The sequence below is a fragment of the Lactiplantibacillus plantarum genome (assembly GCF_014131735.1).
Lineage (GTDB): Bacteria > Bacillota > Bacilli > Lactobacillales > Lactobacillaceae > Lactiplantibacillus > Lactiplantibacillus plantarum.
Genome location: NZ_CP039121.1, coordinates 2,454,696 through 2,471,289, shown reverse-complemented (window position 1 = coordinate 2,471,289; position 16,594 = coordinate 2,454,696). Strand labels below are relative to the sequence as shown.

Sequence of the window (16,594 nt, the reverse complement as noted above, 5' to 3'; positions counted from 1 at the left end):
TTCACAAAACATTGCGGATAATGTAAGTAAGTAGAGATGTATCATATAGAGTGTGGAAGAACTGTTATGGCAATTACAGAAGTTTAAGACTAAATCTAATTGATAATTGATGAACCAAATCACAAAGAGTTTGTTAGCACTTTTGAAGAGTGAATCAAAGAGAACCCAGAAAATAATTTCTAAGTTATGAAAGTGGTAATGATTTTTACAAAGAATTGAATGAAGCTTATTAAAAAACAAACTTTTATTTAAGCGTACTAATTCAGATTTAATGCAGGCGTAATATCGATGGTGTAATAGGATTATGAATGGTTTGTTTTCAGAAGTTAGTGCAATCAAGGTTAAATTCTGAGTGATAATTTTATTTTTTATCATTAGTAGGACATTTTTTGACATTTGTGACTAGTGATATTGCAGTGCACGATACAAAGGTGATAGTGTAGTTAGTATAGAATAGTGAGTGAAAAGGAGTGAGGAGGGGTCATGAGTAATTATCTAGTGGGTCCTGATAAGAAAAATCTGTTTGGTCGGCGGTCAACGTGGGATTTTGATCAGGCAATTGAAGCGTCCAGTGATGGAGATGTCATTGAGATTGAGGCGGGATTTGATCCGTTCAACGGTCAAAATAACCAATCTATAGTTATTACTAAAAGTATTACAATTCAGGGTCACGTTGAAAATAGAGAGAATGAACATATCTATACCAATACAATCGATGGTATTGTAGTGAAGGATGGAGCTACAGTAACGTTGCAAAATATTTGTATTCAGAAAAATACTGATAAGAGTAATGCAATTACTGTGCGTATGGGTTCAACTGTAATTGCTGAAGATGTTTACTTAATTAACAAATCAACGACTGGAACAAACTATCCAATTGTGTATATTAGTGGAAATTCACATGTACAATTAAAGAATGTAACAGTCGGAGCTAGCAAAATTTCAGATGGAAAGCATCGTATTTACGTCGAGAATTCTGAGCTGACTATTCGTAATTCATGGATTTGTGCAAAGGTGTATTTGAAGCATGCTCAATTTTTATGTCATAAAAGTCAACTAGAATACACGGACGGTTGTGTGCTTAACGGAAATGAACAAAGTACTATCCAATTAATATCGTCAACTTTAACGGGTGGAAAAATTCTGTCTAAAGAAGTGTATCCATGCGTTCATATATGTGATTCCAAATTAACCTGTCAAGATTGTTCTATTAATCAGCCCAAGTTTGACATGGCTCTATTGGTGTTAAACAGTCAAATGACACTTAAAGGTGGTCAAGTGGATTCAGTTAGTTTAGATCACACCACGGCTAATATTAACGAAACACTGATTCGGGAAAGCTTTGCAATCGAAAATGGAACACAAGTCACTGGAAATCGCTTTTTTATTCTAGGGCGTGACAACGGCAAAGTAAATTTGTATATTGCGGGCCGCTCTAATATTCAGGTCTGCCATATTATTTTTGGACAAATCTCAAATCCAAATTTGAAACTTGAACGGAATGTAGATATCGGTAAGACAGCATTAGATTACTACCAATATAATTTAAACAATGGGACGTTTGTGGTGGATCAAACAAATCATTACATTTCCGCGGACAAGCAGGGTCAAGTGAGTTATTTTGGTAAAAAGCCTGCGTTGGATCGTCTCAATGAAATGATAGGGATTAGTGGAGTTAAATCGGAGATTAATGAATTTATTGCTATAGCCCAAATGAATAAGCAGCGTAAGGAGCAAGGGATAAGTAGTGATGCCATGACACTACATTCACTATTCCTAGGTAATCCGGGGACAGGAAAAACAACCGTTGCACGTATTTTAGGTGAAATTTTATTTGACAAAGGAATCATTAACGATCAGAAATTTGTCGAGGTTTCACGTTCGGACATTGTAGGACGTTATATTGGCGAAACTGCGATAAAAACTCGTAAAGTTCTAGAGTCTGCTCTTGGCGGAGTCCTATTTATTGATGAGGCATATACGCTAGCTAACGGGGATGAGAAAGACTTTGGACGGGAAGCCATCGATGAGATTTTAAAATTCATAGAGGATCATCGTGCGGATGTTGTTGTTATTTTCGCTGGGTATACCGATCGTATGGAAAAGTTCTTAAAAATGAATGAGGGACTGCGAAGCCGGATTCCTAATCACTTTATGTTTGAAGATTATACACCCCAGGAATTAATTGAAATTGGCTGGAATGACTTAAAGGCTAAAAATTATATTGTGGATAAAACTGCATACACGGACTTAGTTATGCATAATTTTAATGTTTCTCACGATCATAGTAATGGCCGCTGGGTTCGTAATCTTAATGAAAGGTTAATCAGGAAATTTGCTGTTCGTGTCGCCGGCCAGCAAGGAGAAGACCTTTCTGCAATTAAGCAGCAGGATATTGATGCTGCAATGTTATAGTGACAACAGAGGAGTAGTGAAGAATGACAGAAAAGAAACAGTATGTTCGGCCGCCCAAGCCAGTAAAGATAAAGCCTACGGTATCTAGGAAAAAACTTAGCCATAAATTAGACGCATATAATTATTTACATCCCGATTATTGGAAGCGAAAGTTAGCTCACTTATTACTAGTAATACCAGTTGTGTGGACCATTTATGGTATGATTCTACTGGCCATCTTTTATCCAGGTATGCAATCAGGAATTGGAGTTACTGTTAGCTTATTAGGAGTAACGATGAGTGTATTGCATATTGTTCTGACGGCAATAAGTGCTTATTTCTATCCATTTAGTTTGTACTGGTATCGTGAAAGTTTGATAGGACGCATTTTAAATGGCATGTGGTACTTTGGTGGCTTCTGGGCTGTTATTGGAAAAATTATTGTCACACTGATTGGTGGCATTTTGATTGCAGGTCTTTTGGCACCGATTGCTGGACCAATAACATTACGTCGTTGCCGACGAAAAAATATAATCATTGGTGACGCAAAAGATTTTGAATAGAATATTATTAATAATAAGTAAGTGGATCTAGAACCTGTTGCAGTGCTATGATCCCTTTATGGTTGTCAGATGAAATAATATAATTCATCTGACAACCATGGAGGGATTTTTTATATGCCAAGGTCTAGACATACACCGGCCGAAAAATTGGCTTTAATTACTGATTTTCAGAGCTCTGGCCTTTCTATTAGCGCATTTAGCAAGCAACATGAATTGAGTTGTTATTCCATTAGATAATGGGATGTTATGCTATCAACGTGACGGTATTGATGGACTAGCAGAGGCCACTAAGAATCAGCACTACAGTCAGACTTTCAAGCAGAAGATCATTCGAGCATATTTGAATGGCGAGGGAACAATTCAAGGATTAACTAATAAATATGGATTACGTTCAACTTCACAGCTAAGAAACTGGCCAATCAAGTATAATAGGGACAAACTGTGACGGCTTCACCGTCTAGAAAGCAGGTCCTAAAATGAGCCGTAAAACGACTTTTAATGAGCGAGTAACGATTTTGGAATGGATTAATAAAGGTAATCATTCATACAGTGAGGCCGCCGAACATTTCAACGTTTCTTATCAGCAAGCCCGTTATTGGGCCTTAAAGGACCAAGCTAAAGGTTTTGAAGTTTTGGTCGATAACCGAGGACATCGTAAACCCGAATCAGAATTAACCGATTTGGACAAAGCCAATCTGTGGATTAGACAATTAGAATCACAAAGCAAGGATCAGCAGTTATTAGAGGCTTTCATAAAAAAATATCAGGAACTTTAGCGCAAGGGTGAATTCACAACGTCGACTGGCTTACCACGCAATCAAGGAAGTTAGTCAAAATAATCACGGTACGGTCACTAAGTTATTATCAATACTCAAAGTTAGCCGCCAGGCATATTATAAGGGGCTCCATCGTGACGTAACGACTTGGGAAATTCGAGATAACTTCTTAACTGAACGGGTTCAATACTGGTATAACCAACATCATCAAAGTATTGGCAGCTATCTAATCTCAGAAAAGACCCGACCGTTACCGAACAGGTGACGTTAAAGCAAGTTAAGCGAATTATGATCAAGCTTGGAATTCGTTGCCAGGTTCGTCAGAAAAAGCATTCACGGATCAAACAACAGGAGCAATACTTACAAGATAATGTTTTAAATCAGCATTTTAGCGTTAACCAACCAAATCAGGTCTGGTTGGCCGATTCAACTGAATTAATTTATGGTGTTAATGGTCAGTATAAAGTACGCTTGAGTGGCTACTGGGTCTTTGCGGTCGGCATCTAATTGCCCATAAACTAAGTGAAACTGAAACTACGAATGCGGAAGTTCAGGTTTTTCAACGGGCCTTTAATTTTGCGGGTGACGTCCACCCTGTAGTGCATACTGACCGAGGTTCGGCATACATATCAGGAGTATTCAATAATTTTTGGCGCAACATGAGGTACTCGTAGCATGTCACGACCAGGAACGCCATATGATAACGCACCAATGGAACGATTTCAAATTACGTTGGATGGACCGACATGCCAAACCAGCTACCTATAAAGAATTAGTGGCCTTGGTTGAAGAAGGCAGCAACTACTTTAATCAGCTAGACCGTTCATCAGCAAGAAACGACCTCACCCCAGCGGAATACTGGAATGAGGCCGTTTAAGTAGAGCAAAACTTATATTATTTCAAATGACAACTTGACAGATACTCGTACAGTAGGAACTCCAATGAAAGAGGTTTTCGTCTTGGTGTTTTTATTTTGTAAAAATACTAGTGGCTAACTTGATTTTAAAACTCACCATCAATGTTCCGTCTCATTTCAATGAATTTTTTATATCTAGGATATTGAATGTGATGAAAATCTAGCTCAGGCATAATATTGATTAGGGAACTGTCGTGAAAATGCGTGTTATTCAATAGCCATTCTATCTTTCTGTAACATTCAGCAACTACTTCATCATTACTACATTCCATAAAAATCACTGAAGTGACAAAAATATCGTCAATATTATCTTCAGTTTTTTTCAAATTAAAGAAATAACGCTTTAATGAATTAGCAAGATCATCTAGATTGAGTTTTTTGGGATTTTCAATATAGCTGAGGTAAATATTTGCCCAGGTGATTCCAGTTTCGTTTCCTATTGAGGATTCTAAAGTATCAAACGTAACCTGTTTGAAGGTCTCAGGTTCCTTCATAAACTTCTGTATTGTCTTAATGGGAGGTTTCAAGAGTGCTTTAGAAACTTCTGTATAGTCAGAGTTCCAAGTACTTATTTCAAAAAAGTTTCCAATCAATCTTTTTACTAGAGAACGTAGCACGTCAAATTCAGATACGTTTTGAGAAATGTTAAAAAATGGAGTCAGCGGCCACCGGAATATTGGCTGAAATAAAAATCTGCCGTGTGCAATCGCATTTCTAAGTTTAATTACTGATTCAACGAAATACATATCATTTTCTGAATCTATACCATTTTTTGATAGTAAATATTTTATTTTTGTGCTAAAGTTAGGGCTCTTTGCGCCTAGAGCTGTTGATACAATCTTATAATTATCGTTAACATAGTTATCAAGTTCGTCATTCCTTGTTAGCATAAGTGAAGCATATTCTTTCAAACTTGACTTTATTTTGCTTTCCGCAATTTTCTTTAATTCATCTTCGCGGCTGTTACTCAATAGTTCTAAAATTTGAAAGAGTCCAAGTAAAGCTTCATCACGATATAAATTGCTTTCTAAATCCTCATTCTCTAGGTTGAGATTTTTGCGCCATCGGTCGAGTAGAGAAATAGAAAGGTTTTTATACTTTGAATCATTGATTTTAAATAATACTTTTTCTAAATCTTTTGAATAGTCATTCATTTCGGTTTGAAAAATAGTTTTTGGGGGATTGTCGATACCATTTTTAACCACGAAAGAGGATCCTGATTCAGTAATGTCATAAATAGTGATGGGACATTCAAGAAATAGAGAAATTATCCCTTGAATGACAAGTAACCATGGTCTCATTAGTCTTGAAGTTTCTACTTGTGAATAAATTGGGTCTATATTCAATTCACCACGAACTGCAATTACAGTGCTTTTATCACGACTAATTGATTCAACTGTTATACCATTGAAGCTAAAATATATTTTGATATTACTTAAATCGTAAGTATTACTGTCGACAGAGTGAACTGTAAAAAAGTGAGTTTTCAAAATGTTTTCATCTTCTCTCAAGTTTTAGTAAGCATACATTTTTCTTGCTTTTATACATACATCATATCAATAAAAATTTCATTTAAAATTTTTTCAAGCATTGTCAGAATTTATGATAGTTGAAGGATTGATTCAGCTTAAACGCTGGCTGACAAGTGTACTTATCGGCATTTATCGCAAGTATGTCAAATCAGAATTAAATAGCATATCGAATCCATCCGGTAAGGATAGTTATTCTATATTCATCAGTTAACGTTCCACGGGCGTTTCTAAGAGCAGTAGCGATAAACCCGGTGATAGTAGTCGCTATGAACTTTGAAGTGTTAACAAATTGTTGGTAACTTTGTTAGCCAACGGGCATTCGAATGTCAGTATTGAGAAATGTGTGCATAGCACTGAGTAAATTTGGTTTGCTTTGCAATTGCAAAAGACTTGTCAGAATTCGTTAATTGTAACGGCCTTTTATAAATGGTTTGCACAATTGGAACGTACGTTCTTTTTGGGCCTGAATAAAAGCCCAGTTAAGGGCTGATATTACTAACTGATTGCAGATTAGACTATGCTTGTGGTTGACTAAAATGCTTTAATGAAGCTAAATATAAAGATCCACCAATAATTGCGAGAATTCCGCCAATCCAACCCAAGAATGGAATAAGCGCGATTGCGCCGCCGACAATTAGTAAAACGCCTGATGCAGTACCGACACGCTTATCACCTTTATAATAAATTAATGCAATAATTCCTAATGCTAAAATAGCAATTTTCAAAATGTTTAGGAAAGCGGCCGCACCTGATGTATTAGATACTGATCCAGTGGCAGCATCGCTAACAATACCACCAGCAATAAACCAGCCCCCGAATAATAAAATAATGCCGCCGACTAGCCCTACAATCCCGTTAGTAAGTGCTAAATTTTTTGACTTCATGTTGAAGCTCCTCCCTTTATTAACAGCTTTTCGTGTCGATCAGTTTATTGGACATAAGTTGTTGAAGCCTACCCAAACCATTAATCCCCGTATTGATAGGCTTATTTTTCGTATAAATAAACAAAGGTGACCAATATTCTAGCCGATAAATAAGCTTTCCATAAGCGTGCCCGAAGTAACTTGGTTCGAACATTAAGATACTTCATCGTAAGGGGCGTTAGTCGCGTTTAGCCCTATTCCCAGAAGATGACGGCCATTGCTACTCGTACTTGTTGGCGTTCTTCTTCCGTAAGTGCTTCGCCTCCGTATGTCATCGAATCCACATGAGCTGTGAGAAAGTCTTTTAAGTCAGTGGTATCTTTTCTAGCAATCCATTTAGATGCGCTATCTTCACCCAGCAGGTAGTCGGTTGTCACATCATATAGATCTGCAATCTGTTTAAGCATGTTCAAATCTGGCTCATTCGTGCCATATTCATAGTTAGCATATCGCTGCATACTGCTCAACCCTAATTTCCTGGCCACCTCAGTTTTTGACCAGTTCCGACTGTCACGAAGGTTAATTAGTCTTCGAATGAAGTTGTTTTGTGTTTTTGCTGGCATGTTATAGTCTCCCAATGAACGTATTGTATAATATTTAAACGTAAAATTTATATTTTTAAATAAAAAATTTAAGAAATAACTTATTTAAATAAACTATTTAATATAAAACATGATTTATCGATATAAATTAATCGCTTGTTAATTATAATGCATTCAGGTTGTTGGAACAAAATAGATTAGTATCAAGTGTTATCTAGATGATGGTTTTATTCCTAGGATGCTACTAGATTTAGATACGATTTTTCTCACTTTAATATATACGGAGATAATGATTTGAGAATTAGTATGATTTGGAATATCGGCAGAGTTCTCCAAACAGATAAATAATTAAAAATAGGTGGTTAGACTTAAAACGATCACTGTTTTCCGATGATTATGGTTTCTTAAGATAGACTGGTCAAATAGTGCAATCATAATTTCACTCTGAAGAGGTGATTGTTCACAATCAAATGGTCTTCATTATGGTATTATGACAAGGACACTAGTGGATGTTTAGTCAGCTTGGCGGACTAATCCCAAAACGAGCTGAAAAGCTGATGCAAACACATAAGGAGGTTGGAAAATTTTGAAGTCGAATCGTTCTATTGTCACCTGGCTCCTCAATATCGTTAAACTAATTGGTCTATTCGCACTATATCAACTCGCTATGATTCCTACGATGATGCCAGCAATTCGACACGGGTTCTCGGCCACGGCAACACTAATTGCCGGAGTGGCAAGTTTAGTCTTGCTCGGATTACTCATTTGGTGGCTGGTAACGATTTATCGTCGTCAAGCGCCAATCGTGACCAGTTTATCACGACCGACACGTCCGGTGTTAACGATAGTGGGCCTATTTATCCTGGTTGAGTTAGGTAACGTGTTGGCGGGACTTATCGTGAAACAAACCCCTGAAAACCAAGTGATTTTGGATAAGGTATTTACTACTAGTCCAGTCATTAATGTTGTCATGATGGCAGTACTGGCACCGATTGTCGAAGAACTGATTTTTCGTGGGCTGATGTATCGTTGGTTATTTCCGCGGGTCACAAATTGGGTGAGTTTCACGGTTGCATTAGTTTTTGCGAGTTTAGTATTTGCCCTTGCCCATACGTTATCATTTAGCCCTGCGCTACTAGCCTACTTACCGATCGCCGTCGTGCTGACTTTTACGTACGTGTGGTTCAACGATATTCGCTATAGTGTCGCCTTGCACATTATCAATAATTCATTAGCCATGGTTGGCATGTTGACTTTGCTTTCACGTTAACACAGGTTATCCTACCGACATAGCGGTTGACATTCGCGTATTAGTTGCGTGATGTGTAATGATTAAAACAGGCAACGTCCAAATTTTGGGCGCTGCCTGTTTTATTAATAGCGGTGTGGTTGATGTAGTGGTAATCATTGTTTGGTCACTTAATAATATTAAACAGTTCAGTTATACCAAGAATATTATTATGATACAATTTTCGATGGAGGTGGCGAGATGCGTACAATTACACCAATTGAGAACAGTCGGCGACATGAAGAATTTTGTCCATTGGATACAACTTTGAGTATCTTGTCGGGTAAATGGAAATCAATTATTATCTGTCGATTAATGGGGAGTTCGCAGCGCTTTTCGTCCTTATTAAAAGGCATGCCGGGCTGTACCAGTCGAATGTTGGCGATGCAACTAAAGGAATTAGTTGCGGATCAGATTGTGAGTCAACAAACGGTCGCTAATCATTCAGTTTATGAGTTAACGAACATTGGAATATCACTAGTTCCAATCGTTAAAGCAATGGATCGATGGGGGGAGGCTTACCTTGAAACGTTACAGTTGGCGTAGTCGATTGGTCAACGCTTAGACTAAGTATAGGACGTCATTATTAGCCACTATTTTTAACAATCATAAAAATTGCTCGCAGGAATCTTCGGAGCAGTTTTTTTAATACGCATTAAAAGCTGATTGTCTCAAAGCTAATCCGAATAGTGGCTAAGTGCATTTGCAATCAATACTGCGACTAATAAGGCCGTGGCCGCTGCAATCGTCACTGCGTAAAAGCCAATTTTAGTTAAAAGCAGGCCGCCAGCGGCAGATCCTAACGTTAAGCCATAGTATAAAAAAGCACTATTAAATGACATGATGGTTGAACGATTAGATGGCACAATATTAACGATTGTCGCAGTTAATGCAGTGACACCCCAGCCTTGAGATAAGGCGAGCACAACCAGAATAATCAGCAATACTGCTAAATGTTGTCCCCAGATGCCTAAGGATAAGACTAATGTAGCTGAAACTAAGCCATTAATTGTAACGCTCTGTTTTTTACCAAGCGATGATATAAGTTTACCGGCAAAGAAACTCGCAACAAAATTAGCACTTCCATAAGTGATAAAGATGAGACCAGTTTGCATTGTGTTGAAATGAAAGGTCGCGGTTGCAAAAACACCCAAAAAGGTATAAACGCCATAGAACCCAGTCATCCAAGTTAATGTAATCAGTAGAGCAGCGATGGCGTGAGGAGTGTGGACTAATGTCTTAAAACTTGTAAAATAACCGTCAGGCTGGGCATTCTGACTCGGTAATGAAGGTATGGCAATGGTTAAAATCGATAATGCAATCAAGGTTAGCATGGCTGAACCCCAGAAAGCCATATGCCAACTACTGAGTTGTGCTAGTAAAGCACCGAGTGGTACACCGGTAGCAATTGATAATGAAAGTGCCGACATAACGATGCCCATGACTTGGTTAAGTCGTTGACCATTGAAGTAAGTACCGATAAAAGCCCAAATGTTTGGGACAAATAAAGCTGCACCGATGCCAGCGATGGCACGGTAAAGATAGAATGTTAGCAATGAGTTTGCTAATCCACAGAGTAGTGTTCCTAGTAAGAAGATGCCACAGCCACTGATTAGCAAAAAACGTTTATTAAAGCGGTCACCTAATGGGCCGAATAAAGGTGCACCGATGGCATAACATAGTGCGTAAACGGTGACTCCGTATGCCGCGGTGTTAGTCGGCACATGCAGACTAGTAGCGATAGCGGGGAGTAGTGCTGAAATAATAAATGCGTCAGCACCAGTCACAAAAGCCCCACAGAAAAGGCCAATAATAAGCCAATTTTCAGTATGTTGGTTATGGATAGTGATTTGATTGAAAATAGGACTCACTCCTTTTGAATTAGGTACAACTAGGAGTTTAAGGGCCTTACAATAGAGAAACAAGTGAATAAAAGTATACCAGCGACTGTCGTTAATCGGATAGAAATATACCACCCTAGTTTCGTTTGTTTTTGAAAACAGTGGCTATTAATGATAACTAGGTAATGTTTGATTAGCAATTGTTGATTATCAAAATAACTTTATACTGTAAAATTGGAACAATGGTACTTCCTGATTTGCGACTTCTTCAACGACTAAAATTCATAATAGTCCCGATTAAATAAGGTTTTCCAATGTTCAATCAGGACATAAGGGTGTAAACACCATCTAGCATTATGGCATCATTGGTTTATAATGATATTTATATTAGCTTATTGGAGTGAGTTTATGAATAAGAAATTATTGTATACCAGTATTACCACTGCGGCATTATTCGTGGGGACCCAATTGGGTGTTAACAATGCGCAGGCCGACACGGCAACTGATAACAGCGATACGACGAATCAGACGAGTGCCACGCAGGGGAGCGCTCAGACGGCAACTAACGAAAAGTTAGCAACGGTCAAACCGACTAGTCAGCAACAGTATCAAGCCAACGTGCAGACTGCCAAGGGGAACGTAGCCACGGCTCAAAACCAAGTCAATACAACACAAACTAAAGTGGCGACTGCGCAGGGGCAAGTGACTAATCAAAGTCAATTAGTTGCGATTGGACAGTCCCAGTATGATGCTGGTAAAGCCCAAGTTGACCGTGCACAACAAACACTGGATGCTAACAATCAGGTCCTCGCTGAGGCTGAGAATAAAGTCGACGCTGCTAAGTCGCAAATGGCAGCAGCTGAAACACAAATTCCAGCTGACCAACAGCAAATTGCGGCCAACAAAGTCGCTATCGCCAACCAGCCAGCTACCGAGAAGAAAGCACAAACGGCTAAGGACGCGGCTGACACGGCCTTGACGCAAGCTAAAACTGAACAGGCCACGGCCCAATCTGATGCCGATGCAGCCAGTGCCGTCACTGCCGCTAAACAGGCGACGGTTGACCAAGCATCTGCCGCCCAGCAAAAAGCGGCCACCCAAGCAAATCAAGCTAAAGTGGCCGTAGCATCAGCGCAAGATGCGGTTAATAAAAATACCCAGGCAATCAATTCTGCCAAGACAGCGATTCAAAATACGACCAGTCAAATTAATGCGAATAATCAAGCTGTTTCCACAGCGCAAGCCAAAGTGACCGCAGCTCAAGCAGCTTTAGCGGCAGCAGAACGGCCAACGACCACGACAGAATCGCAAAATAAGTATGACGCTGCCGAATTCCCACAATCTCAATTGACTGGGGCCGAAACAGTCAGCGTCGCCTATCCAAGTAATGGCAAGTATGTGCCTAATGCGGATAAAATCAATCAGTATATGTTTGAATATATCAATCAGCTACGGGCGCTGAATGGTCAACCAGCATTGAAACAGACGGCGACGTTGCAAAATAATGCGATTGCGCGAGCAGCTGCCCAAGTCGACGGTGGCTTGGATCATACTGGCTCAAGTTATGCAGAAAATTTAACACAAGTTTATCCGCAATGGTTCATGAGCGATCAAGAAACGGCCTATAATGCTGTGATGGGTTGGTATGATGAATCCAATAACATTGAGTCCGGTTCCTTTGGTCACCGCGTCAACCTAATATACTCGACTGGTGATGCCGGAGTAGCCATCAACTTGGCCAAACACGTGGCGGCATTTGAAGTCGATAATGCCGGGATGACGGAAGCACAGCAAGACAAGTATGTTGATTTGTTCGACAATGCCCATGCGAATGCCGCTACTGGGACTAAGGCCTTACCAGCTGTCACGTTCAATTACGTCCAGACGGCCCCCGCTGATCCGAAGAAGATTGCGGCGGCTAACGCAACGTTGATTGCTGCAACGGCTAGTTTAAATGGTTTACAAAATACCGGGAAGACATTAGCAACCACGCTGGCTAACCAAAATGCCAGTTTACAAGCTTTACAAAACCAGACAAGTGGCTTACAAGCGACTGTTACGACTAAACAGGCCCAAGTTCAAGTCGCTGCAACTAGTTTGAAAGCGGCTAATGTTGCTTTGACGCAAGCTCAAGGGCAATTAGCAATGGCGCAACAGCAACAACTATCGCCCGTTCGTAATTTGAAGACAGCAATCGCGAAGACGGCTGCGGCGCAAGTAACTGCCACGCAAGCCGCTAAAAACTTAGCCAGTGCCAAGACATTGGTAGCCGATTTGACCGCTGAAAATGCCCGATTGGCGGCCGAAATCGCGGCCCTGCCCGCGCGGATTGCAAGCATGAAGGCCCAAATTGCTACGGCTGAACAACAAATCGCTGTTGCCAAGGCCATGCTCGCGCAGGGGCAGGCTCAAGTCGATACAGCAAACGAGCAACTTGCTGCTGGAAAAGCGCAACTGGATCGTAAAAAGACCGATTTAGCACAACTTAAGCAGGTGCTCGGCGCTGCCAGAGTTGATCTCGCCGTTGCACAAGGTGATTTAACGGCTACTAAAGCCTTCTTGGCACGCGTCGAAGCTAACAAATTTACAACGACGACGGCTGCTGCGGCTGATAGAATTGCTGAAACAACAAATGTTGCTCAATCGACTGGTGTTACCGCACCACATGCGACAGCTACTAAAACCGTAGCGAATAACAATGGTACCATTAATGCCACGAGTACTAGCGTAGATGTTTCAGATGGCGATGCAACAACTAAGCTGGTTGCGGGAGCTAAACAACAGCCAGTTGCCGCACAGGCCACGGCGTTACCACAAACGGATGAAAAACAGTCAGCGAGTTTGACTGTGGTGGGATTACTAGCGGCAGGGTTCTCATTATTGGGTTTAACAAAGTTACGCAAACGCGCTTAATTTCTGAGCTCAAAGCTTTTTAGAATTATTGATCATATGAAATAATAAAAACAGTTGGACTAGGATAGCCGATGGATACCGGGAATGATAGATAGGCAATGAATGCTTACCTATGGTTGTCAATCAGCCGAAATCCTTGGCCTGACTGGTTTTTTTAGTGGTTAGATATTAAGTTTAGTGAATTAAACATAACCGGTATTAACAATAAAAGACAACTCATTTTTGATATTTTGTACACGGCAAGGCTAATATTTAGTAATATATTAAGTAATACGGCCATTGAAGTTTTTTTGATTATTTAAATAAACGAATTAAATTAATGGATAATTAACGGAATGAAAAATGATCCGTTATTAAATGCAGAGTTGCAATTGACAGCCATGGTACATAATGTGTCCGTATAATCCCGTGGATGATTGGGAAATCCAGGGTGGCTAACTGCCGATTGCTTTAAGGGGAATTAAGGTTGTGAAAGGAATAGAGGTATGGGAAAAATCAGTAGCAGAATGGTCTTTGAAATTATCACGATTATCGGTATTGTCACTTTTGCCGTTATCAGTCTAACACCATCAACGGCGAAGCAGCAAAGTGTGCAATTGGATCACGGACGGATGAGCTACAGCGGAGCCGTTTTGAAGCACAAGTTTGACGGTCAGGGTACGTTGCAGGTTAACAAACAGGGGCGCTACGTGGGTAATTTTACCAATGGCCGGTTTGAAGGCCCAGGCGAATTCATTGCACCGAACGGGTGGCGTTTGCAAGGCAACTTCAGCAAGGGTGCGTTGAATGGTGTGGTCAAACTGCGGGTCGGCAACAAGACTTATGCCAAAAAAATTACGGGGGACGGTAAGTTAGAAAATGCGGATTAAATGGTTTAGTTTAGTACGGATAACGGGACTCGTGCTGGTATTGACGTATCACTTTTTCCAAACCCAGTTTACTGGTGGCTTTATCGGGGTGGACATCTTCTTTACCTTCTCAGGGTTTTTGATTACGTCATTAATGGTGGACGAGTTTGCTCGTTCGGATAACTTTAAACTAATGGCTTTCTATGGTCGCCGGTTTTATCGAATTGTGCCACCATTATTTATTGCGGTGTTATTGGTGCTACCGCTAACTTACTTGATTGACCACGATTTTGTGACCGACATTGGTAAGCAGGTCGCGGCGGCTCTCGGATTTACGACTAATTATTTTGAAATTGCGACGGGTGGCAGTTATGAAAACAAGTTTATTCCGCACTTATTTGTCCATACGTGGTCATTAGCGGTTGAAATGCACTTTTATATTTTATGGGGCCTGATTGCGTGGTTGGTCGCTAAAATTAGTCGGCGGTTGGCGAGTGGTCGGCGCGCATTGACCCGTTTTCGCTGGGGCTTAGGGCTGTTGACCACTGCCTTTGCGATTGAAAGCTTTGTCATGATGTACTTTGGTGCGGTCGGCTTAAAGGACTTTTCACCAGTCTACTTTTCAAGTCTGACCCACTGTTTTCCGTTCTTTGTCGGCGGGCTTATCGGTGTCCTGAGCGGCATCAAAGCTCAAGGGCCAATCTATCGTTGGACCACGGCGCACTGCAATCCGATCATTGCGGGCGCGGTGATGCTTATTAGTTTTATCTTGTTAGTTGCTTTAGGCGACCGGATGAAGTTCGATGCGCTACAAACGTATCAGGGTGGGCTGTTACTGGCTACTGTACTCGCTGGCATCATGATCTATGGCGCCCGATTGTTGCATGACCACACGCCGAACCTCAAGGAACCGCGGTGGATGACGTTCTTAGCGGATGTGAGCTATAGCGTGTATCTCTATCACTGGCCGTTGTACGTGATTTTTTCACACATGATGGTCAACTGGTTGGCGGCGCTGCTCACGACGGTACTGTCGATTATCCTATCCGCGTTGTCATACTACGTGTTAGAACCAGTGATTGCGGGCAAACGCGCCCACGTTTTCGGTCATACAGTGACGTGGCGACAGTTGCAGTTACCCGTTATCACCGCAGGAGTGTTGTTGGCAGTTAATACCGGGGTCGTAGTCAAAAATGCGCCGCAACTTTCGACACTGGAACAGAATTTATGGGTGAGCGGGATTTACCAAGATATTGATAAAATCGGAACGACTCATGAAGCTGTGCTCGCGGCCGTGACGCCCAAGAAGAAGCAGGCAACGCCTAAAGGTGACCAAGAAAAGGCACCAGGCGTTTCCATTATTGGTGACAGTGTCACGCTGGGGACGCGGAGCTACCTGGGCGATCACGTCGCGAACAGCAATATTGATGCGGAGGGCGATCGGACGATGAACCTGGCATATAAAGTCATGATGAACCAGCAGCGAAGCCATACGTTACGGCAGTACGTGGTGATTTGTATTGGGACCAACGCGCTGGATGATTACGAAGAACAAACCATGAAGATCATTCATGACTTGGAGCCGGGGCACAAGTTGATTCTGATGACACCTTATAATGCCCGGGCCGATGCTGACTGGAATTCATCAAAGTTGGCCGTTTTGGAACGGCGTTTGCCAGCTAAGTATAAGTTCATTACGGTTGCCGACTGGGGCAAGATTGCGGCGCAACATCCAGAAGTTTTCAAAGGGACGGATGGCGTACATTTCGGTGGCATTCGGGCTGGTGATATTTTATACGCCAAGGTAATCAATCAAGCATTGACGGCAGCCAAACAGACTCCGGCTAAACCAGCCTAATCTAGCTAAGTCAGAGCAGTTATTAGTAGTCAATTTAATAGAAATAATCAGCTTGCGATGTAACAATTGGCAGGCTGATTTTTTTATGTTTGTGGTTAAATTGCGAAGCGGCGGGATTCGTTGATGGTAATTGTTCAGATTTTAAGTGACAATTCGACCAGTGTGCATATTAATTGTCCCAAAATTAAATTATGGTTATC

At 40.9% G+C, this 16,594-nt stretch carries 16 protein-coding genes; 12 read left to right on the top strand and 4 right to left on the bottom strand.

The genetic code is table 11. From position 1 onward, the window contains the following. Positions 1–483 precede the first annotated feature (483 nt). From E5260_RS11700 to E5260_RS15520, 7 genes are all read left to right on the top strand, one after another. Complete coding sequence (locus E5260_RS11700; RefSeq protein ID WP_003641156.1) at positions 484–2,415, top strand: AAA family ATPase; 1,932 nt, start codon at positions 484–486, stop codon at positions 2,413–2,415. 23 nt (positions 2,416–2,438) lie between these two features. After that, a complete protein-coding gene (locus tag E5260_RS11695; protein ID WP_003641157.1) occupies positions 2,439–2,957 on the top strand; it encodes a hypothetical protein in 519 nt (172 codons plus the stop codon). Positions 2,958–3,198: 241 nt separating this feature from the next. Continuing rightward, positions 3,199–3,402 (top strand): transposase, encoded by a 204-nt coding sequence (locus E5260_RS15540; protein WP_003641158.1) that lies wholly within the window; start codon positions 3,199–3,201, stop codon positions 3,400–3,402. A gap of 31 nt (positions 3,403–3,433) precedes the next feature. Then, positions 3,434–3,733, top strand: coding sequence for a helix-turn-helix domain-containing protein (locus E5260_RS15535; protein WP_003641159.1), 300 nt, complete (start codon positions 3,434–3,436; stop codon positions 3,731–3,733). 7 nt (positions 3,734–3,740) lie between these two features. Next, positions 3,741–3,998: a hypothetical protein gene (locus E5260_RS15530; protein WP_003641160.1), complete on the top strand. Its 258-nt coding sequence runs from the start codon at positions 3,741–3,743 to the stop codon at positions 3,996–3,998. A gap of 23 nt (positions 3,999–4,021) precedes the next feature. Continuing rightward, positions 4,022–4,240: a hypothetical protein gene (locus tag E5260_RS15525; protein ID WP_024002942.1), complete on the top strand. Its 219-nt coding sequence runs from the start codon at positions 4,022–4,024 to the stop codon at positions 4,238–4,240. A gap of 190 nt (positions 4,241–4,430) precedes the next feature. After that, positions 4,431–4,610: a hypothetical protein gene (locus tag E5260_RS15520; protein ID WP_003641162.1), complete on the top strand. Its 180-nt coding sequence runs from the start codon at positions 4,431–4,433 to the stop codon at positions 4,608–4,610. 125 nt (positions 4,611–4,735) lie between these two features. Here E5260_RS15520 and E5260_RS11680 read toward each other — a convergent pair whose 3' ends face one another. The 3 genes from E5260_RS11680 to E5260_RS11670 all read right to left on the bottom strand — a co-directional run bounded on the left by E5260_RS11680 (position 4,736) and on the right by E5260_RS11670 (position 7,667). Beyond that, entirely contained in the window at positions 4,736–6,160 is a 1,425-nt protein-coding gene (locus E5260_RS11680) for a hypothetical protein (protein WP_003641163.1), read from the bottom strand. Between the two features lie 536 nt (positions 6,161–6,696). Next, entirely contained in the window at positions 6,697–7,065 is a 369-nt protein-coding gene (locus E5260_RS11675; RefSeq protein ID WP_003641164.1) for a membrane protein, read from the bottom strand. A 233-nt stretch (positions 7,066–7,298) separates the two neighbouring features. Beyond that, a complete protein-coding gene (locus E5260_RS11670; protein ID WP_003641165.1) occupies positions 7,299–7,667 on the bottom strand; it encodes a helix-turn-helix domain-containing protein in 369 nt (122 codons plus the stop codon). A gap of 565 nt (positions 7,668–8,232) precedes the next feature. On the opposite strand from E5260_RS11670, the gene E5260_RS11665 reads away from it, so the two are divergent. Next, complete coding sequence (locus tag E5260_RS11665) at positions 8,233–8,916, top strand: CPBP family intramembrane glutamic endopeptidase (protein ID WP_003641166.1); 684 nt, start codon at positions 8,233–8,235, stop codon at positions 8,914–8,916. A gap of 219 nt (positions 8,917–9,135) precedes the next feature. Next, complete coding sequence (locus tag E5260_RS11660) at positions 9,136–9,480, top strand: winged helix-turn-helix transcriptional regulator (RefSeq protein ID WP_003641167.1); 345 nt, start codon at positions 9,136–9,138, stop codon at positions 9,478–9,480. 131 nt (positions 9,481–9,611) lie between these two features. Here E5260_RS11660 and E5260_RS11655 read toward each other — a convergent pair whose 3' ends face one another. Then, the gene (locus E5260_RS11655; protein ID WP_003641168.1) at positions 9,612–10,910 is read right to left on the bottom strand and encodes an MFS transporter; all 1,299 of its coding nucleotides are present in this window, start codon (positions 10,908–10,910) and stop codon (positions 9,612–9,614) included. 273 nt (positions 10,911–11,183) lie between these two features. On the opposite strand from E5260_RS11655, the gene E5260_RS11650 reads away from it, so the two are divergent. The 3 genes from E5260_RS11650 (at position 11,184) to E5260_RS11640 (ending at position 16,394) form a co-directional block, all read left to right on the top strand. Beyond that, positions 11,184–13,688: a CAP domain-containing protein gene (locus tag E5260_RS11650; RefSeq protein WP_024971510.1), complete on the top strand. Its 2,505-nt coding sequence runs from the start codon at positions 11,184–11,186 to the stop codon at positions 13,686–13,688. A gap of 485 nt (positions 13,689–14,173) precedes the next feature. After that, positions 14,174–14,557: an MORN repeat-containing protein gene (locus E5260_RS11645; protein ID WP_003641170.1), complete on the top strand. Its 384-nt coding sequence runs from the start codon at positions 14,174–14,176 to the stop codon at positions 14,555–14,557. After that, the gene (locus E5260_RS11640) at positions 14,547–16,394 is read left to right on the top strand and encodes an acyltransferase family protein (protein ID WP_003641171.1); all 1,848 of its coding nucleotides are present in this window, start codon (positions 14,547–14,549) and stop codon (positions 16,392–16,394) included. The genes E5260_RS11645 and E5260_RS11640 overlap by 11 nt, the downstream gene beginning before the upstream one ends. The last annotated feature ends 200 nt before the right edge of the window (positions 16,395–16,594 follow it).

What these genes read in the sequence shown, in the direction of transcription:
- E5260_RS11700 (WP_003641156.1), top strand. Translation starts at nt 484, where the DNA reads ATGAGTAATTATCTAGTGGGTCCTGATAAGAAAAATCTGTTTGGTCGG.
- E5260_RS11695 (WP_003641157.1), top strand. Translation starts at nt 2,439, where the DNA reads ATGACAGAAAAGAAACAGTATGTTCGGCCGCCCAAGCCAGTAAAGATA.
- E5260_RS15540 (WP_003641158.1), top strand. Translation starts at nt 3,199, where the DNA reads ATGTTATGCTATCAACGTGACGGTATTGATGGACTAGCAGAGGCCACT.
- E5260_RS15535 (WP_003641159.1), top strand. Translation starts at nt 3,434, where the DNA reads ATGAGCCGTAAAACGACTTTTAATGAGCGAGTAACGATTTTGGAATGG.
- E5260_RS15525 (WP_024002942.1), top strand. Translation starts at nt 4,022, where the DNA reads ATGATCAAGCTTGGAATTCGTTGCCAGGTTCGTCAGAAAAAGCATTCA.
- E5260_RS15520 (WP_003641162.1), top strand. Translation starts at nt 4,431, where the DNA reads ATGATAACGCACCAATGGAACGATTTCAAATTACGTTGGATGGACCGA.
- E5260_RS11675 (WP_003641164.1), bottom strand. Translation starts at nt 7,065, where the DNA reads ATGAAGTCAAAAAATTTAGCACTTACTAACGGGATTGTAGGGCTAGTC.
- E5260_RS11670 (WP_003641165.1), bottom strand. Translation starts at nt 7,667, where the DNA reads ATGCCAGCAAAAACACAAAACAACTTCATTCGAAGACTAATTAACCTT.
- E5260_RS11660 (WP_003641167.1), top strand. Translation starts at nt 9,136, where the DNA reads ATGCGTACAATTACACCAATTGAGAACAGTCGGCGACATGAAGAATTT.
- E5260_RS11650 (WP_024971510.1), top strand. Translation starts at nt 11,184, where the DNA reads ATGAATAAGAAATTATTGTATACCAGTATTACCACTGCGGCATTATTC.
- E5260_RS11645 (WP_003641170.1), top strand. Translation starts at nt 14,174, where the DNA reads ATGGGAAAAATCAGTAGCAGAATGGTCTTTGAAATTATCACGATTATC.
- E5260_RS11640 (WP_003641171.1), top strand. Translation starts at nt 14,547, where the DNA reads ATGCGGATTAAATGGTTTAGTTTAGTACGGATAACGGGACTCGTGCTG.